Raw genomic sequence first — 19400 nt, forward strand, 5'->3', positions numbered from 1 at the left:
ATTGGTATTGAATGATTGATAATCCTATCGGAATTATCAACGATTCAACACCCCAAAATCAACAATATGAAGTAATTAAAAAATTAAATAGTAACTTTAGAGAACTGGACTAGGGCTTTTCATAGGACACAATGTTGGGCATAGTACTTTTTCACTTCTTTTTTGTTGGTCGGATTTTCAATCTCGGGAATTATTAGCTTATCATCATATACAATAACTTCCGAACCTTTAGCAGTTGTTCCGGCACTATAACTGAGAGAATACTGTTTCTGTCTGTAATTTTTATACATTTCTTTAATTTCTCTGTGGTCGTCATACGAGATAATCCAATTTCCTTTTGTTACTGATTTTATTAAATCGGCTATTTCAATATGGTCATTGTGTTCGTAAAAATTGATGTAAAGCTGTTTTCCTTTATTGTAGTACGGTGGGTCTAAATACGTCAAAGATTTTTGAGGAATAATTTTTTGAGTTTTTTTAATAAAATCAATTGCATCTAAATTGTAAATATTAATACGATTACCATAGCGGGCAATCATTGTTATTCGATTGATTAAATCTTGCTTATTGAACCGAGCATCAATTTTCCATTTTCCAGTTTGTTCCAAGCCTCCAATCACACCTGCCTTTAAAATTCCCGAACGGTTGGTCCTATTTAAAAAAAATGTTGAAAATCCAACATCTAACATAGAGTTGTCCGATGGTTTTTTTTGAATTGCCTTCTGCTTTCTCCATTCATCAACATTAATTTCTGTTTGTTGAATTTTTTTGCACAGATTATCTGTGTCAAAAATAACTGAATGCCAAAAGGAAAAAATACGTTTGTCGATGTCGTTAATATGAACGCTGGAAACATATTCATTTATAACTAAATCAAGTGCTACGGATGCTCCGCCTGCATACGGCTCAATATAGTGGCCATCAATCAAATGATTTGTTGAAATAATAGTTTTGACGTAATCGGCAATTTTAGCTTTACCGCCAGGATATCGAAGAGGTGAATAGTAGCCCATTATATTATTTCCCACAATTTAGTTATAAATTTTTCAAATCCATCCCACGTGGTTTTCAAATCTTTAGGTATAGGGCTAAAATGTTTATTGTGAACGTAAGCATTAAAAGTATTAATTGAAAGAATTGAATTGGGGTTAGTTACAGCCGTATTTATTGGCTTCGCTTCGTGTTTTGTTACAACCTTATTGTTAACCAAGTCGGCACTAACCGCACCTACTTTGTTAGCCAAAGTTTCTCGACCCTTATATGTTATTTTCTTTTCTTCAATGTAAGTGTCAATGCTCAATTCAATAAACACTCTGAAAAGAATTGAGCCAGCATTTTCAAAATATCTTAAATCCAAATCTTTCAATTCACGGTAAATTTTGTTTATCCTCGGTTGATTTATTGGTATAACACAGCTCTTTGGAATTATTGTATTCCGGTCAGTCGATAATCGTTTGCCCTTCTTTTTACTTTTTTTGGAAGTGTTTTTAGGTGGTGTCGAAGTAATAATCTCCCATTGACCAACTGAAGCCGTATTATCAGGAATATCAGTTGGTTTGAAGGTTTCTATATAGTTTAATCTGTCACTTTTGCTATAAATTTCCTTGACTTTAAAGTCTTTACTCGTAAGGTCTTTGATTATTTTAGTAAGTGGTTTCTTTATCTCGTCTGGTGTTAATTGCGAGGTAAGTTTACCATCCCTTACTTTCAAACCGACAACCTTTCTAATATCTGGGTCTCCGATTAATCTTTGTAAACTTGATGATGGAACTTTTGGTAGTTTCTTTTTTAAACTCGCATCGAAATCCTTGTCTTTTTTTAGAAAATCAATTACTTGAAGTGCATAACTTGATTTACCTTCATTTCGTTCTTCAAATCTGTCTTTTTGTTGCGCGTCCCAAGTTACAGTCCCTACACCTTCGTTCTCTCCAGTATGTTTTAACTTAATCCATTTATATGCATCATCCTCGTTTTTGAAAATTACACAAGGAATTTCATCGATTGGATTTTGAGCAAAGGTGTCTGAATAAGACTTAAATTTTTTAAAAGTGCTTTTGTGTTTTTCATTTATCAAATTTGGGTTATTGAGCAATTTTAAAGTAGTAACTCTGCGATTGCCTTCAAGAACATCGAATTTTCCTCTATCTGATTTGTTGGGTGTTACAATTGGAATATCTGAGGGATTAGTACCATTCTTTAATATGTGCTGTCCGAGTTTCTCAAGTTTAGCTTTTTGTTCTTCAATCATAACAGATAGAGCTTCTCTCTGATTGCTTACCATTTCAAATCTTGGGTTTTCGGTACTCAAAAGTAAATTTGATACTTTGATGTCTTTAATCTGATATTCCATATGGTTGTTTTTGTATTATGCCCAACACATAAATATCTGGAACTCCAACATATATATGTGTCTTATTTTCAGTACTTTTTAAAATTTAACCTTCGGTAAAACATATATCAGTTCAATTATCCTTATAGAATGATATACCCCTAGCTATTGGCATACACTCAGGTCAATACCCTAACTTTTCATCGCAAAGTAGCACCAACTATTGACCTTTCTTTACAGAAAAGCGTAATCCGTAAAAATTAAATGGGGGAAAGTACAGCCTTAAAAATAGTATTTTTTTCTATTCCATCGCTACCGTAATGGGCCAGCCCTCAAATTGTTGGGCATTGGCTTGGGTCACATCGGCATCGCGGGCCCAGCATTCAAAAGTGGCCGTGCCTTCTTTTTTGTTCAAGCGGGTAAGGCCATAGCCGCCACCGGCAGACTGGCTTTCAGGGTTTACATAGGCCATCATACTGATCTTGTTGCCAAAACCATCCAAATAATCCCCGGTCCACGGTAGGCTGGTATTGGTATTGGGGTTGGGGCCGGCCTTTTCATCTTCGGGCCACCACCAACGGCTGTAATAATCGTTTACAATGGCGGGCACCACAAAAGACCAGGGGCCATCGCCAAATTCGTCCACACCCTGTTGTATAACCGTCGCCAAATGCTGGTCCCCGGCAATATGTACGGCCTTGGCGGCCTTGATCAGGCGCAGTGCCTTGTTCCGGCCCGTTTGCGGCCATCCGTTGCTATCGAGGTCGGCATGCAGTCGGTTGTCCTTTTTTCCATGAATATGGGCGCCCCCACAAAAACCGGTCTGCGAAAGTACCACTTTTAGCTGCTCGGGGTTTTGCTGCCCCCAGTCTTCCAAAAAGGTCAATTGACGCTCGCCCAAAAGGGTGAGCCCCGGTAGGTCAATACTCGCAGGGTCGTACTCCGGATTGCGAATATGGTCCGGTCGCGGCCCTTGCTGCGGTATTTTACCATTGGGTCCCGATTTAAACTTGCGGTCTTCCAGAATGGCAAAATCCACGCCGCCCCAGCTAAGGTTGGTATAGTAAACGCCAATGCCCTGCTCAATGGGGGTAGGGTCATAGGGATCCGGCAAATGGGCCGTTTGGCAGCGCTCTACCATTTGTACATATTCGGGGTGGTAGGTGTAGCCGCCGTCATTGGAACCTTTTACGACGGACTTTTTACCGTTCTCGCCCCAAAGGTTGCCCTGGCCAATATCATGATCATCGGGGATGCTAATGGCAGGTCGGTTTCTAAAGGTCTCCCTGAACTGCAGCCCAAATTTGAGCCATGCGGCGGTATGCTCCGTATGGTCGTAGGATTGGTCGCCTGCAAAAAAGATAAGGTCCGGATCCTGGTGGTTGATGTTGCGCACATAGTTCTCGCGCATGCCGCGGTCTTGGTTGCTATTGCAGCTAAGGGCGGCAATGGAAATCTCGTTCTTGTTCACCGGATTTCTGCGGATCAGGCCTTCGTACATGGCTTTTTCACCATGGCGGATGCGGTAGGGCACATTGGCGGTATCGTCCCAATTCTCCACCCGAAAAAGGGCCGACCAGCCGAGGTCGTTCACGGTGGCGGACTGAATTTCTTGCCATTCCCCTTCTTGCTGAAACTCCAAACGTACCTCCCGGGTTTCCTCAGGGTAGAGCGGATACAGCTGGGCGCTCATTTTGAGCACGCCCCCGGAAACGGTATAGATGCCAAAGGCCACCACTTGGTCGCGTTCCACTTTTAAATCGATGATGGGGTTATCGGCGCGGTTCCACCAATCGTTCGTACTCAAGGTATCCACCTTTTCAAAAGGGGCTTTTACGGGCGGAATGCGTTCAGCGGTTTTCTTTTCGGCGCAGCCCAAAGCAAAAAGGGCGATCAAGGGTAGGAGGTAACGTTTTTTCATGTTGGGTCGGGTTTGTATTTAAGTTTTTATTTTGTCAGGTCGAACTCAGTCGAGACCTCGGTTCGTTTAGGGTTCTTTAAACAGTTGTGCCGTATAATCCAGCAATTCCGTTCCGCCATGCTGCCCGTGCCCGGGAATGACAATTTTGGCATCCGGGAAGGCTTCTTTCACCTTTACAGCGGTACTGCTCCATTCGTTGACGTTCGCATCACCCAAATACCCTTTGCTGGCATCCACTTCCTTTACCAGGCAGCCACCAAAAAGCAATTGGTCTTCGGGTACATAGCTCACAATATTGTCTCGGGTATGCCCTTCACCCACAAATTGATGGATGATCTTGCCATCGCCTACCTTCATTTCCAGGGTTTCGGAAAAAGCGTTTTGCGGCACCTGATTGCCTTCTTTTTTGGCCAGTTCCAAGGTCAGTTCATTGCCGTAGGAGGGAATTCCCTTTTGGTGAAAGGCTTCCAGTCCGCCCACACAATCATCATGAAAATGGTTGGCCACCACGGCGGTAATGGTTTTTTGTTGGGTTTCGCTGATCCAATGCATTAATTCTTCGCTTACCTCGGCATCTACCGGCGTATCGACCACCACGGCCTCGTTTCCGTTCATATAGACCAAGCCGTTGCAGGCTACCTTGCCAAAGGAATCCGTCTGCAAATAAGAAACATGAATGTAGCTATTTTTGCTTACCGGAATCATTTTTAAGGTCTCGCTGCTGTAAGCAATGCTGTTTTTTGCGGACTTACAAGCAAGGCCTGTCAAAAGCAGCAGGAAAAGAAAAACGGGAATTTGGACACGCATGGTAGGGAGTTTCATTTCCGTCTAAATATAGCATATTACCTTTCAATAATGGATAACCAACGCATAGAGAAACTCATTTTTGTGTACAATGCCGATGCCGGATTAAAAAACGCGGTGATGGACAGCCTGCACAAGGTGATGAGCCCCCAAACCTATGATTGTAAGTTGTGTGAGCTTACCTTCGGTGTTTTTACGGAAAACAAACGCTGGAAAGATTTTCGGGAAAATGCCGAAGTGGACATGGTGTTCTTGCACAAGGACGAATTTCAAAAAAGCTATGCCTCCAAATTTGCGGCCAAGTACAGCTATCCTTGTGTTTTGGCAGCTACAGCTCACGATTTGCAGTTGTTTATGGATACGCAGACCTTGAACCAGTTGCAGAGCCTAGAAGAACTGATCGCTTTGGTGCAAAAGGGAATCGCTTAATTCTTTAGCGCCTGAAAGAAATCCGTATTGATGCCGTCTATATAGGTGAGGAGTTCCTCACGGCCCATATTTTTGGAAGAAGAAGTGATAAAGTAGGAGGGGGCTTCTTCCCAAAGTCCGTTTTCCATTTCGTTTAAATAGGCGTTCACGTTGCGCTCAATGGCGCCGGGTTTGAGTTTATCGGCCTTCGTGAAAATGATACAGAAAGGAACTTGGTTCTCTCCCAGCCACTCCATAAATTCCATATCTATTTTTTGCGGACTATGGCGAATATCCACCAGAACAAAGGCGCAGACCAGTTGCTCGCGTTGGGTAAAATAATCCGTAATGTATTTTTGAAAGGTTTTTTTATCCTTTTTGGACACGCGGGCGTAGCCGTAACCGGGCAAATCGACCAAAAACCAGTTTTCGTTGATCTTAAAATGGTTGATCAATTGGGTCTTTCCCGGCCGTCCGGAAGTCTTGGCCAAGCTTTTACGCTCCGTAAGCATGTTGATGAGGGAAGATTTTCCCACATTACTACGGCCTATAAAGGCATATTCGGGCAACAGCTCATTGGGGCATTTAGAAACCTCGGTATTGCTAATGATAAAGTTGGCCGTTTTTATTTGCACGTCAATACTTGTTTTTATGATTTGTCCAGGTCCAGCGCAGTCGAAACTCCAGTGCTGTTTTTGCCCTTTTTTGTCAGGTCGAGCGCAGTCGAGACCTCAGTAGTTCTGTTTTCAATTTGTCAGGCTGAGCCCAGTCGAGACCTAAAACCCTCTTTTTTGCAACCAGGCATCCAAAATTTCGTTGAATGCATCGGGGTGCTCCATCATGGGTGCGTGTCCGCATTTCTCGATCCAGTACAGATCGGAATCCGGAAGCAGTTCGTGAAACAGATTGGCTACATCAGGTGGGGTAACGTTATCATCCTCTCCCCAAATGATACAGGTAGGCGTTTCCATGGTGGGCAGGTCATTGGCCATATTGTGCCTAATGGCGCTTTTGGCAATGGCAAGCGTCTTGATGATCTTGTTGCGATCGTTCACTGTAGCAAAGACCTCGTCTACAATTTCTTTGGTGGCCACTTCGGGATCGTAAAAAACCGCTTCGGCCTTTTTCTTGATAAATTCATAATCGCCCCGGCGCGGATAGCCATCGCCCATGGCACTTTCGTACAGTCCGGAACTTCCTGTAATAACCAGGGCCTTTACCATATCGGGGTACATTTTGGTATGCAACAATCCAATATGTCCGCCTAATGAATTACCCAAAAGAATCACGTCTTTTAAGCCTTTGAACTCGATAAAGCCTTCCAAGAATTTGGCAAACTGCTTTACGTTGGTCTTAAGCATGGGCATGTCATAAATGGGCAGTTCCGGCAAGAGGATTTTGTACCCTTTTTTCGGGAAAAAGTCCGTAACCCCATGAAAGTTGCTAAGCCCGCCCATGAGCCCGTGCAGTATAATGATAGGGGTTCCTTCCCCTATCTCCATGTACCGGTATTTTCCTTCCTTAATAATGTTTTCTTCCATTCAGGATGCTTATCAACGTTGCCAAAGATAGGCATTTCAAATATATGCACATACGCTTTGGCGGTCCGTAAAGTAATCATTTTTGTCTCTTTCCCACAAACTACCACTCTTTAAATTCCCACAGAGATGGGACTAGGATATGCACAAAAGCCACAATTTATCAACAAAGTGGTAATTTGTGGTAAAATGTGGTAATAAAATTTGTAATTTTGAGTTATTGTACTGAAAAACTAGCCATTTAGCGTGATTAATTTCATTGGAACATACGATTGTAAAGCCGATACCAAAGGTAGGATAATGGTTCCGGTTGCGCTAAAAAATCAGATGGCACCCGTGCTAAACAAGGGGTTTGTGATCAAAAGGTCGGTTTTTCAGCCCTGTTTGGAACTGTATCCCATGGACGAGTGGAATTTGCTTATGGCCAAGGTGAACAAGAAGAACAGGTTCAAAAAGAAGAACAATGATTTTATACGCCGTTTTCAAGCCGGTGTAAAGGTGGTGGAAGTAGATGCGGCGGGAAGATTGTTGATCCCTAAGAATTTGGTGGATGTGGCCAATATTTCCAAGGAAGTGGTGTTGAGTTCCGCTATCAATATCATTGAGATTTGGGACAAGGATAGTTACGAGCAAGTACTCGAGGAAACAGCGGAAGATTTTGCCGCATTGGCCGAGGAAGTCATGGGAGATGACGGAGACGATGAAGATGTATCATAATCCAGTGTTGTTACAAGAGTCCGTAGACGGGCTCGCCATCAAAGAAGATGGGGTGTATGTGGATGTTACTTTTGGAGGTGGCGGTCACAGCAAGGAAATATTGAAGCGCTTGGGAAGTGAAGGAAAACTCTTCGCTTTTGATCAAGATGAGGATGCGCTTGAAAATAGGTTGGATGATGGGCGGTTTACGTTGATTGCTGCCAATTTTAGGTTCATCAAGCAGTATTTAAAGTTCTATGGCATAAAGAAGGTAGATGGTATCCTGGCGGACTTTGGGGTGTCCAGTCATCAGTTTGATAAAGCGGAACGTGGTTTTTCCACTCGTTTTGATGCGGATCTGGACATGCGTATGAGCCAGCAGAGTGAACTATCTGCCTATGAAGTGGTCAACGGTTATGAGTATGATGACCTGCGCAAGGTGCTTTTTCAGTACGGGGACCTTCGCAACGCCAACGCCATGGCCCGCACCTTGGTAGAGCAGCGTGAAAATACACCCATCAAGACCACGGCAGACCTTAAAAGGGTGTTGCAGCGGTTTTTGCCCAAAGGCAAGGAGCACAAGGTGTTGGCACAGATATACCAAGCCATTCGAATAGAGGTGAACCAAGAGATTGCCGTAATCGAGGAGTTTCTGTTGCAGACCCCGGATTTGCTGGAAGAGGGTGGTAGGTTGAGCATCATCAGCTACCATTCCTTGGAAGATCGCTTGGTAAAGCGCTTTATCAGGGCCGGTCAGTTTGAAGGCGAGCCCGAAAAGGATTTTTATGGAAATATTTCCGTGCCCTTTAAAAAGGTGGGCGGACTCATAGTTCCCACGGCCAAGGAGATAGCCGAGAATAACCGTGCCCGAAGTGCAAAACTTCGGATTGCAAGAAGAATAGGTGAATAAAGAATAAACATATAAAAGGTGAAAGACGGACTGTTGAACATATTAAAAGGAAAGTTTTTGGTGAGCGGCGATGCTCCCAAGCACTGGCTGTTCATATTGTTCGTGTCCTTTTTGGCAACCGTGATGATCGGAAGTTCGCACAGCGCCGATAAAAAAGTGCACCAGATTGCCGCCTTGAACGAGGAGGTGAAGGAATTGCGCAGCGAGTTTGTGGATGTACGATCGGATGTTCAAAAATTAAAATTGGAATCTACTGTAACCGAGATAGTTTCCGCCAAGGGGTTGTATCCGCCAGAGGTGCCGCCCAGACAGATAAAAATAAAATCCCCTAAGAAAGAGGAATAGTGGCCGTAACCGAAAAGAACATATTAAATAGACTCTACTTTGTAGTGGCTTGCATGTTTTTGTTTGCCGGTGCCATCTTGTTCAAATTGGTGAACATACAGTTGGTGCAGGGCGAAAAATATCAGGAGCTGGCCATGAAGCGTACGGAGAAGATGTTCACTATCGCGCCCAATAGGGGTAACCTCTATTCGGATGACGGTAGTTTGTTGGCTACTTCCGTTTCCCGCTATACCATTCGTTTTGATGCCGTAACGGTCAAGGACGATGATTTTAGGGAGAATGTGAAGCCTTTGTCCAATGCGCTTTCCCGTATGTTGGGAAAATCGCCTTCCCACTATCAGCAACTATTGCGAAAGGCAAGGGTGAACAAAAATCGCTATGCCTTGATAGCTAGGAATTTGGATTATTCGGAATACATGGCCGTCAAGGAGTTCCCGTTGTTTAACAAAGGTCCGTACAAAGGTGGTTTGGTCATTGAGCAAAAAACCGTACGTGAGCATCCGTTGGGTAAAATTGCGGAGCGCAGTGTGGGCTATGAGCGTGTGGATGAAAACGGCTACTATACCCGTGTAGGGCTGGAAGGTGCTTTTGGGGAGTACCTACGGGGCGTGGAAGGAAAGCGTTTAAAGCAGAAAATTGCCAAAGGCCAATGGAAGCCTATTGGGTGGGAGAACATTGTGGAGCCAAAAGATGGCTATGACGTGATTTCTACCATTGATATCAATATTCAGGATATTGCCCATCATGCTTTGTTAGGGCAGTTGGAAAAATATAAAGCGGACCATGGCTGTGTCATTGTTATGGAAACCGAAACCGGCGAGGTAAAGGCCATTTCCAATTTAGGCCGTACCGAAGCCGGAAAGTATTACGAGCGTTTGAACTATGCCGTGGGGGAATCCCATGAGCCTGGCTCTACCTTTAAATTAATGACCATGGTAGCGGCCTTGGAAGATGAGGTGGCAGATACTACGGATATTATTGATACGCATGACGGAACCTGGAAAATTTATAACCACCGGGTAAAGGACTCCAAATGGGGCGGTTACGGTAAAATTTCCTTTGCCAAGGCCTTTGAGGTGTCTTCCAATACGGCTTTTGCCCAAGTTATTCATGAGGGTTATAAGAATAATCCGGACAAGTTCGTCAACCGCTTGATGTCCATGAATGTGCACCGCACCTTGGATTTGCCCATAAAAGGAGAGGGGAAACCGGTACTCCGTTCCCCGGGTGATAAAGGTTGGTCCGGACTTTCCTTGGCGCAAATGGCCTATGGCTATGAGGTAGCCATGACGCCACTGCAGGTGTTGACCTTTTACAACGCCATTGCCAATGATGGGGAAATGGTGAAGCCAAGGTTGATCAAGGAGGTAAAGGAATGGAACCGTACCGTAGAAAAGTTTGATAAGGAAGTCATAGACGCTTCCATCTGTTCAAAGGAGACGGCATCCAAGGTGCAGGATCTTTTAAAGAACGTAGTGGAAAGAAAGACAGGTACGGGGCATGGGCTCTATTCCGCTAATTTTTCCATGGCAGGAAAAACGGGAACCGCCCAAAAGGATTACGTTTCCAAGGACCCGGACAAGCTAAAGTACATCTCCACCTTTGCAGGTTATTTTCCTGCGGAAAATCCAAAATACTCCTGTATCGTGGTCATTCACGAGCCGGATAAAAGTGTGGGTTATTATGGTGCCGATGTAAGCGGACCCGTTTTTAAGTCCATCGCACAGAAAGTATATGCATCCAACCCCCTTATCGATGAAGTGGAAATGGATGAGGTAGAAGATCCTAATTTGGATAAGAACTACCAAAGATTTTATGCCGAAGCCCAAAAGAAATACAGTAAGGTGCCCAATGTAAAAGGTATGAGCGGAATGGATGCCATTTCCATCCTTGAAAATTTAGGCCTTGAGGTAGAGGTAAAAGGCAACGGAAAAGTAAAAAGACAGTCGGTTTCCCAAGGAGCGGACCTACGTACAACCAAAAAAATAACCCTGGAATTATCTTGAAACTGCTAAAGGACATATTGTACGGTGCTGGCTTAACGGCCGTTAACGGCTCTACGGACATACTCGTGAACGAAATTCAGTTCGATTCGCGCAAGGTGGCCATGGACGATGTTTTTATAGCGATCAAGGGTACGCTAACGGATGGACACTTGTATATTCAAAAAGCGGTGGACTTGGGAGCCAAGGCCATTGTATGCGAAGAGCTTCCAGAGTTGCTGGTAAACGGTATTACCTATGTTCAGGTAGCGGATGGCAATACGGCCCTGGCCGTTATGGCTTCCAATTTTTACGGAAACCCGTCTAAAAATTTAAAATTGGTGGGCGTTACCGGTACCAACGGTAAAACCACTATTAGCAGTCTGCTATACCAATTGTTCAAAAAAGCGGGGTATAAAGTGGGCTTGCTTTCCACAATTAAGATCATGGTAGATGACGAGGTGCATTCCACAACGCACACTACTCCAGATGCCTTGACCATCAACAAGCATTTGTCTTTCATGAACGATGCAGGAGTGGAATATTGCTTTATGGAGGTGAGTTCCCATGGAATCCATCAAAAAAGAACCAAAGGGCTGGTCTTTGAAGGAGCTATTTTTACGAATCTCTCCCATGATCATTTGGACTACCATAAAACCTTTGCGGAGTACCGAGACACCAAGAAAATTTTGTTCGATGAGCTGCCAAAAACAGCTTTTGCCCTTACCAACCTAGATGATAAGAACGGTAATGTGATGCTACAAAATACCAAGGCCCGTAAGTTGACCTATGCCTTAAAAAGCTATGCAGATTACAGGGGCCAAGTATTGGAAGCCCAGTTTAGCGGGCAATTGATCAAAGTAAACGACCATGAATTTTGGACCAAGCTTATAGGCCACTTTAATGCCTATAACCTCTTGGCCATATATGCTACGGCGGATCAGTTGGGTCTTGACAATTTGGAGGCCCTACGGTTAATGAGCGAGCTGGACAATGTGGACGGCCGCTTTCAATATTTTATTTCTGAAACGAAGATAACGGCGATAGTGGATTATGCCCATACACCGGATGCACTTAAAAATGTGCTTGAGACAATCGGCACATTGAGAACTGGAAATGAACGCGTCATCACCGTTGTGGGGTGTGGTGGCGACCGAGACAGCTCAAAGCGTCCGGTTATGGGTCATATCGCCTCGGAGATGAGCAATCAGGCGATTTTTACTTCGGATAATCCAAGAGGTGAATCGCCTGGTGCCATTATCAAAGACATGGAGGCCGGCGTAGAGGCCCATAACGTTAAAAAAATCCTTTCCATAGAAAATAGGGAACAGGCCATAAAGGCGGCTTGTCAAATGGCATCGGCACAAGATATTATCCTCGTGGCCGGTAAAGGCCATGAAACCTATCAGGAAGCCAATGGCAAACGAATAGATTTTGACGATTTCAAAATAGTTAAGGCGCAATTGATGGGCCTTAATAAGTAAGAAGAATTAAGAACCGTACCAAACAAGATTACCAATTAATACCGTGAAACCAGAATAGTTATGTTGTATTATTTGTTCGAATTTTTGGAAAAACAATACCAGTTGCCCGGGGCGAGCTTGTTTCAGTTCATGACCTTTAGGGCGGCCATGGCCATTCTATGTTCTTTATTGATCGCAACGGCATATGGAAAGCGTATTATCCTTTTTCTTCAAAAACAACAAATAGGCGAAAGTATTAGGGATTTGGGGCTGGAAGGTCAAAAACAAAAGGCCGGTACCCCTACCATGGGCGGTTTGATCATTATCATGGCTACCCTTATTCCTGTACTGCTTTTTGCCAAACTCGAGAATATATACATAATCCTATTGATCGTTACCACCTTGTGGATGGGTTTTATTGGTTTTGCGGATGATTACATCAAAGTATTTAAAAAGGACAAGCAAGGTTTAAAAGGTAGGTTCAAGGTGATGGGTCAAGTGGTGTTGGGCCTAGGGGTGGGAGCTACCCTTTATTTTCACCCGGGGGTGACCATGAAGGATGAAGACCATAGCGTAATTACCGAAAATTTTGAGGTGAAATCCATAGAAGGTGCAGAGGTGAAATCAACCAGCACCACCGTGCCATTTTTTAAGAACAATGAGTTGGATTACAGTGATTTTATCAGCTGGGCGGGAGATGGCGCCAAGGAATATGCGTGGTTGATATTTATTCCCATTGTCATTCTCATAGTTACCGCCGTTTCCAATGGTGCTAACCTTACGGACGGTATAGACGGTCTTGCGGCAGGCTCATCGGCAATTATCGTATTTACGCTTGGCATTTTTGCATGGGTTTCCGGTAACATCATTTTTTCAGATTATTTAGATATCATGTTTATCCCCAATTCAGGGGAATTGGTAGTGTTCATCACCGCCTTTGTGGGGGCTTTGGTAGGCTTCCTTTGGTACAATGCCTATCCGGCACAAGTGTTTATGGGAGATACCGGTAGTCTTACCATTGGGGGGATAATTGCTGTCATCGCCATCATTGTACGAAAGGAACTTTTGATTCCCCTTTTATGCGGAATTTTCTTTGCGGAATCCCTTTCCGTAATGATTCAGGTAAGCTATTTCAAGTACACCCGTAAAAAATATGGGGAAGGCAAGCGGGTTTTTCTCATGTCTCCCATACACCACCATTACCAAGTAAAAGGGTATCACGAGAGTAAGATTGTTACCCGTTTTTGGATCATAGGTATCCTATTGGCCATTCTTACCATTGTGACGCTTAAGATCCGATAGATGAAGCGATTGGTGATTTTGGGCGGAGGCGAAAGTGGTGTGGGTACCGCTATTTTGGGGAAGAAACAAGGATACGGGGTATTTGTATCCGATAAAGGAAAAATAAAAGACAAGTATAAAGAAGTTCTTGAACATTTTGATTTTGATTGGGAGGATGAAGGCCATACCGAAGCCAAGATTTTAAATGCCGATGTGGTTATGAAAAGTCCCGGGATTCCAGATACGGTTCCCTTGGTTAAGAAGTTGGTAGCGCAAGGTGTTCCGGTGATTTCGGAAATCGAGTTCGCATCCAAGTTTACCAATGCCACTTTGATCGGCATAACCGGAAGTAATGGGAAGACCACTACCACCATGCTTACCCACCACCTTTTAAAGGAGGGCGGTTTGCACGTAGGAATGGCAGGAAATATTGGCGATAGTTATGCGCAAATGGTAGCGGAAAATGACTATAGCCACTACGTGCTGGAAATAAGCAGCTTTCAGTTGGATGGGATTGTGGATTTTGCTCCGCATATAGCCATTTTGACCAATATTACCCCGGATCATTTGGATAGGTATGATTATAAGTTTGAAAATTATATCGCATCCAAATTCAGGATTGTGGAAAACCAAACGGAGGATGATTATTTCATTTATGATGCCGATGACCCAGTAATTACGGAATGGTTGGACAAAAACCCTATCAAATCAAAAAAAATACCCTTTTCGTTGGAGAAGGAGTTGGAAGAAGGAGCCTTTTTAAAAGACGATGAAATACTACTAAAAATAACTAACGAGACATTAAAAATGAAAACAGAAACACTGGCATTAGAAGGAAAACACAACGTAAAAAACTCAATGGCGGCAATGACCGCTGCAAAATTGGTAAGCATTCGCAAGCAATCGATTAGGGAGAGTATTGCGAGCTTTCAAGGGGCACCCCATCGATTGGAGAAAGTATTGAAAATTCACCACGTACAGTACATCAATGATTCCAAGGCTACCAACGTAAATTCGGTATTTTATGCCTTGGACAGTGTTAAGACCTCCATTGTTTGGATAGCCGGTGGTCAGGATAAAGGAAACAACTACAAAGAACTAATGCCTTTGGTAAGGGAAAAGGTAAAGGCAATTGTTTGTTTGGGCCTGGATAATGAGAAATTAAGGGATGAATTTGGTAATGCCGTGGATTTGATGGTAGAGACCAATTCCATGGAGGAGGCTGTAAAGATGGCCTATAAAATTGCCGAAAGGGGAGATACGGTTTTACTTTCGCCTGCTTGTGCCAGTTTTGACCTGTTCAAAAATTATGAGGATCGTGGAGATCAATTTAAGAACGCGGTAAAGAATTTATAAATAAAAGTATTCACCGGAAAGAGTAGAAAATTTGAAGTCATTTTTTCAAAATATAAAAGGAGATAAAGCTATTTGGGCCGTAGTGGCCCTTTTGGCGTTGTTTTCCTTTTTACCGGTCTATAGTGCCAGCAGCAACTTGGTCTATGTGGTGGGCAATGGTACCACCTTTGGCCATTTGCTTAAGCATGCCATGCTTTTGGTGCTCGGTTTCGGAATTATCTATGGGGTGCATAAGATACCCACGCATTTTTTTAAGGGGCTTTCCCTAATTGCATTGCCAGTGGTCTTGGTGCTTTTGGGCTTTACCCTGGCACAAGGTACTACCATAGATGGGGCCAATGCCAGCCGCTGGATAAGTATACCTTTTGTAGGTGGGTTTCAGCCTTCCAATTTGGCGGCCGTGGTGCTAATGATCTATGTAGCACGCTACTTAAGCAAAGTGCGCGATAAGAAAGTCACTTTTAAGGAAAGTATTGTGCCTTTGTGGTTGCCTGTATTCTTGGTGGTGGTATTGATTCTACCGGCCAACTTTTCAACGGCGGCCATCATTTTTACCATGGTGCTGTTGCTTTGCTTTTTGGGCGGGTACCCTATCAAGTATTTGGTGGGTATTATAGGAACGGGAGTGGTCTGTCTCACCATTTTTATTCTTGCTGCCAAGGCGGCTCCGGGTATGTTTCCCAATCGCGTGGATACGTGGATGAGCCGTATTGAAAGTTTTAGCAATCCTGAAGATAGTGAAGCCAATTATCAGATAGAAAAAGCAAAAATAGCCATAGCCACAGGTGGAATTGTAGGCAAAGGAGCTGGAAAAAGTATTCAGAAGAATTTTCTGCCCCAGAGTTCTTCGGATTTTATCTATGCGATCATCGTAGAGGAATACGGTCTGATCGGTGGGGTGGTGTTGATGCTTTTCTACCTCTTTCTACTTTTCCGGATTACGGTAGTTGCCAACGGTAGTATGACCATTTTTTCCAAATTATTGGTGCTTGGGGTGGGGTTGCCTATTATATTCCAGGCCTTGATCAATATGGCGGTAGCGGTAGAACTATTTCCGGTGACAGGTCAAAATTTACCCTTGATCAGTAGGGGTGGTACCAGTAGTTGGATGACCTGTTTGGCAATCGGAATCATTTTGGGAGCAAGCAACAAAGAACAAACGGCCGAATCAAAATCGGACAAAATAGATGAAACAAACCCTTTAGAGATTTTAAGTGGACAATTATAGATTCATATTATCCGGAGGGGGAACGGGTGGGCATATCTATCCCGCCATAGCCATAGCCAATGAGCTAAAGAGAAGGTATCCCAATGCGGAATTCCTTTTTGTAGGGGCTCAGGGAAGAATGGAAATGGAAAAAGTGCCGCAGGCCGGTTATAAAATTGAAGGTCTTTGGATTACAGGGTTGCAACGGAAACTCACCCTCAAAAATGTAATGTTTCCTTTTAAAGTGATCAGTAGTTTGTTAAAATCAGGTAAGATAGCAAGGAGATTTAAGCCCCATGCCGTAATTGGTACGGGCGGCTTTGCCAGTGGTCCTATGCTCCGGGTGGCTTCGGGAAAGAATATTCCCTGTGTGCTTCAGGAGCAGAATTCCTTTGCGGGTATTACCAACAAACTTTTAAAAAATAGAGTATCTAAGATTTGTGTGGCCTATGACGGTATGGAAAAGTTTTTTCCGGCCGATAAAATTGTGAAGACCGGTAACCCGGTTCGTGGGGATTTGGTGGAAATGCAGGTAGACAAAAAAGAGGCTTTATCCCATTTTGGGTTAGATCTGCAGAAACCTACCCTTTTAATATTGGGAGGTAGCTTGGGTGCTCGAAGGATCAATCAATTGATTGCCGCCAAATTGGAATATATTCAATCCTTAGGGTTGCAGGTCATATGGCAATGCGGCAAACTGTACATAGAAGAATACAAAAAATATGAATCGGATACCGTAAAGGTGTTCGACTTTATGAACCGAATGGATTATGCCTATACCGCTGCAGATGTAATGATTTCCCGATCAGGGGCCGGAGCAGTTTCGGAATTGAGCATTGTGGGCAAACCGGTACTTTTTATTCCATCGCCCAATGTGGCAGAAGACCATCAAACCAAAAATGCCATGGCATTGGTCAATGAAGATGCAGCTTTAATTTTAAGGGAATTGGAATTGGACGAGAAGTTTGAATCGGTTTTTTCCGGTTTGATCAATGACCCGTCCCGCCAGAGAAAATTATCGGCAAATATTAAAAAAATGGCTTTGCCAAATGCCACAAAGCATATTGTGGATGAAATAGAAAAATTGTTGAAGTAAAGTGAATTTAAAAACCGTACATAACGTCTTTTTTATAGGTATAGGTGGCATAGGTATGTCTGCCTTGGCGCGGTATTTTAAGTTTATAAACAAGAATGTGGCCGGTTATGACAAGACCGAAACGCCGCTTACCCAAGAATTGGTAGAGTTGGGGGTGACCGTCCACTATGAAGATGATGTGAGCCTTATTGGTACGGAATTTAAGGATACGGCCAAAACATTGGTGGTTTATACGCCCGCCGTACCTATAGAGCATTCACAGTACCAATATTTTCTAAATCGCGGTTTTGATATTAAAAAACGATCGGAGGTTTTAGGCTTGATTACCAAAAGCTCTTATTGTTTGGCGGTGGCCGGTACCCATGGTAAGACCACGACCACGAGCATTTTGGCCCATTTGCTAAATGAGGTGGAAGCTCCGTTTACCGGATTTTTAGGAGGTATTTCAGAAGATTTTGATAGCAATTTTGTGTTCCGGGGAGCAGATATATCAGTGGTGGAAGCAGATGAGTTCGATCGCTCGTTTTTAAGGCTGTTCCCAAACGTAGCCTGTGTTACTTCTATGGATGCCGACCATTTGGATATTTATGGGGATGTGGAAGCGCTCAGAACCTCCTTTAGGGATTTTGTGGGACAGCTACAGCCTGGGGGGCATTTATTGGTTCGTAACGGACTTCCTCTTGAAGGGTTGACTTATGGTATAGAAGACGGAAGTGATTTTTGTATAGAAAACCTGAAAGTTGAAGGCGGCAGTTATCAATTTGATGTGCGTACCCCACAAGAATTACTAACAAATTTAAGGTTCAGCAAACCCGGTAGGCACAATCTTTTAAATGGATTGGTGGCCTTGGCTATGGCCAGCTTTACGGATTATCCGGTACAGGAACTGGCTAAGGGGCTGTCCACTTTCAAAGGCGTGCAGCGCAGGTTCAGTTATCTCATTAAGCGGGATGATTTGGTTTTCATTGACGATTATGCCCATCACCCAACAGAAATAAATGCGGTGTTTGAAGCGGTAAGCGAAATGCATCCCAACAAAAAAACGGTAGTGGTATTTCAGCCCCATTTATTCTCAAGAACCCGTGATTTTGCTGATGAATTTGCGCAATGCCTTTCGCAATTTGACAGCGTACTGTTGATGGATATCTATCCCGCAAGGGAAAAGCCAATTGAAGGAATTACCTCAGATTGGTTGCTAGAAAAAATACAGTCGCCTTACAAGAAAAGAATTGAAAAAACAAACCTTCTAGCGGAAATCAAACAGCAAGAGCCTCAGGTTTTGATCAGTATGGGTGCAGGAGATATTGGTTTGTTGGTAAAAATTATAAAAAAAGAATTTGAGCATGCGCATGAACTATAATTATCTTAAGTTGATAGTCCTGTTGCTTGTAATTACGGGACTTTACGCATTTTCTAACCATAGGAGCAGCGGTAAAACCGTTTCCGGAATGGAGGTGGAATTTGAGGGGGATGACAACTTGTATATCACCCAAGGAGCGGTTAATAAATTGTTAATACAAAAATTTGGGAGTCTTGAAAACGTGCCTAAAGAAAAATTAGTTTTGAATACTATGGAGAAGGTCCTTGAGGCCAACAAAATGGTGAAAAGTGCACAAGTTTATCTCACCGTTAATGGGCAATTGGCGTCGAAAATCGTTCAGCGCAAACCAATCGGAAGAATAGAAGGGGATTCTCAATTTTATCTTGATGATCAGGGAGAGCGCATGCCATTATCAACTAGCCACTCTGCCCGAGTGCCGATTATTACCGGGGTGATTTCCGGTGAAAGCTTGGCGGATGTTTATGAAATTTTGAACTATATCAACAAGGATGATTTTTTACGAAAAAATGTCATTGGAATACATATTGCGTCTGAAACCAAATACCAAATAAAGTTCAGGACAGAACAATTTGTGGTGGTCTTGGGAGAAGTTGAAGACTTGAACAAGAAGTTTGGCAATTTCAAGGCCTTTTACGTAAAAGCAAAGAAAGACAAGGCCTTGGGCGCGTATAGTATGGTGAGTTTAGAGTTTAACAATCAAGTAGTGTGCACTAAAATTTAAG

At 43.4% G+C, this 19400-nt stretch carries 18 protein-coding genes; 12 read left to right on the forward strand and 6 right to left on the reverse strand.

The window, feature by feature from the left end; genetic code table 11:
• Positions 1-119: 119 nt before the first annotated feature.
• From IL355_RS16675 to bla, 4 genes are all read right to left on the reverse strand, one after another.
• The gene (locus IL355_RS16675) at positions 120-1028 is read right to left on the reverse strand and encodes a DNA adenine methylase (RefSeq protein ID WP_317175510.1); all 909 of its coding nucleotides are present in this window, start codon (positions 1026-1028) and stop codon (positions 120-122) included.
• Positions 1013-2350 carry a hypothetical protein gene (locus tag IL355_RS16680; protein WP_192463253.1) on the reverse strand — a complete coding sequence of 446 codons (1338 nt, stop codon included), beginning with the start codon at positions 2348-2350 and terminating at the stop codon, positions 1013-1015. The genes IL355_RS16675 and IL355_RS16680 overlap by 16 nt, the downstream gene beginning before the upstream one ends.
• A 280-nt stretch (positions 2351-2630) precedes the next feature.
• Positions 2631-4145 carry an alkaline phosphatase D family protein gene (locus IL355_RS16685; RefSeq protein WP_317175511.1) on the reverse strand — a complete coding sequence of 505 codons (1515 nt, stop codon included), beginning with the start codon at positions 4143-4145 and terminating at the stop codon, positions 2631-2633.
• A 171-nt stretch (positions 4146-4316) separates the two neighbouring features.
• On the reverse strand, positions 4317-5072 hold the full coding sequence (gene bla, locus IL355_RS16690; RefSeq protein ID WP_317175512.1) for a subclass B1 metallo-beta-lactamase: 756 nt from the start codon (positions 5070-5072) through the stop codon (positions 4317-4319).
• Positions 5073-5105: 33 nt separating this feature from the next.
• On the opposite strand from bla, the gene IL355_RS16695 reads away from it, so the two are divergent.
• Positions 5106-5483, forward strand: a complete 378-nt coding sequence (locus tag IL355_RS16695; RefSeq protein WP_192463256.1) for a GTPase — start codon at positions 5106-5108, stop codon at positions 5481-5483.
• Here IL355_RS16695 and yihA read toward each other — a convergent pair.
• Both yihA and IL355_RS16705 read right to left on the reverse strand, forming a co-directional pair.
• A complete protein-coding gene (gene yihA, locus IL355_RS16700; RefSeq protein WP_187458835.1) occupies positions 5480-6097 on the reverse strand; it encodes a ribosome biogenesis GTP-binding protein YihA/YsxC in 618 nt (205 codons plus the stop codon). The genes IL355_RS16695 and yihA overlap by 4 nt on opposite strands.
• Before the next feature lie 141 nt (positions 6098-6238).
• Positions 6239-7003: an alpha/beta fold hydrolase gene (locus tag IL355_RS16705; RefSeq protein WP_192463257.1), complete on the reverse strand. Its 765-nt coding sequence runs from the start codon at positions 7001-7003 to the stop codon at positions 6239-6241.
• A 243-nt stretch (positions 7004-7246) separates the two neighbouring features.
• Here IL355_RS16705 and mraZ point away from each other — a divergent pair, with 243 nt between their 5' ends.
• The 11 genes from mraZ to IL355_RS16760 are packed head-to-tail and all read left to right on the forward strand — an operon-like array spanning position 7247 to position 19399.
• Entirely contained in the window at positions 7247-7717 is a 471-nt protein-coding gene (gene mraZ, locus IL355_RS16710; RefSeq protein WP_187458833.1) for a division/cell wall cluster transcriptional repressor MraZ, read from the forward strand.
• A complete protein-coding gene (gene rsmH / locus IL355_RS16715; RefSeq protein WP_225621306.1) occupies positions 7689-8606 on the forward strand; it encodes a 16S rRNA (cytosine(1402)-N(4))-methyltransferase RsmH in 918 nt (305 codons plus the stop codon). Before mraZ ends, rsmH begins: the two co-directional genes overlap by 29 nt.
• 18 nt (positions 8607-8624) lie before the next feature.
• Positions 8625-8951, forward strand: coding sequence for an FtsL-like putative cell division protein (locus IL355_RS16720; RefSeq protein WP_192463258.1), 327 nt, complete (start codon positions 8625-8627; stop codon positions 8949-8951).
• Positions 8951-10957, forward strand: coding sequence for a penicillin-binding protein (locus IL355_RS16725; RefSeq protein WP_192463259.1), 2007 nt, complete (start codon positions 8951-8953; stop codon positions 10955-10957). Before IL355_RS16720 ends, IL355_RS16725 begins: the two co-directional genes overlap by 1 nt.
• Positions 10954-12417, forward strand: coding sequence for a UDP-N-acetylmuramoyl-L-alanyl-D-glutamate--2,6-diaminopimelate ligase (locus IL355_RS16730; protein WP_192463260.1), 1464 nt, complete (start codon positions 10954-10956; stop codon positions 12415-12417). Before IL355_RS16725 ends, IL355_RS16730 begins: the two co-directional genes overlap by 4 nt.
• 60 nt (positions 12418-12477) lie before the next feature.
• Entirely contained in the window at positions 12478-13698 is a 1221-nt protein-coding gene (gene mraY, locus IL355_RS16735; protein WP_192463261.1) for a phospho-N-acetylmuramoyl-pentapeptide-transferase, read from the forward strand.
• Positions 13699-15033, forward strand: a complete 1335-nt coding sequence (gene murD / locus IL355_RS16740; protein ID WP_192463262.1) for a UDP-N-acetylmuramoyl-L-alanine--D-glutamate ligase — start codon at positions 13699-13701, stop codon at positions 15031-15033.
• Positions 15034-15064: 31 nt separating this feature from the next.
• A complete protein-coding gene (locus tag IL355_RS16745; protein ID WP_192463263.1) occupies positions 15065-16261 on the forward strand; it encodes an FtsW/RodA/SpoVE family cell cycle protein in 1197 nt (398 codons plus the stop codon).
• Entirely contained in the window at positions 16248-17336 is a 1089-nt protein-coding gene (murG, locus tag IL355_RS16750) for an undecaprenyldiphospho-muramoylpentapeptide beta-N-acetylglucosaminyltransferase (protein WP_192463264.1), read from the forward strand. The genes IL355_RS16745 and murG overlap by 14 nt, the downstream gene beginning before the upstream one ends.
• A gap of 1 nt (position 17337) precedes the next feature.
• Positions 17338-18696 carry a UDP-N-acetylmuramate--L-alanine ligase gene (gene murC, locus IL355_RS16755; RefSeq protein WP_192463265.1) on the forward strand — a complete coding sequence of 453 codons (1359 nt, stop codon included), beginning with the start codon at positions 17338-17340 and terminating at the stop codon, positions 18694-18696.
• Positions 18680-19399, forward strand: a complete 720-nt coding sequence (locus IL355_RS16760; RefSeq protein WP_192463266.1) for a cell division protein FtsQ/DivIB — start codon at positions 18680-18682, stop codon at positions 19397-19399. Before murC ends, IL355_RS16760 begins: the two co-directional genes overlap by 17 nt.
• Position 19400 lies beyond the last annotated feature (1 nt).

It is taken from the genome of Euzebyella saccharophila (assembly GCF_014855495.1).
Classification (GTDB): domain Bacteria; phylum Bacteroidota; class Bacteroidia; order Flavobacteriales; family Flavobacteriaceae; genus Euzebyella; species Euzebyella saccharophila.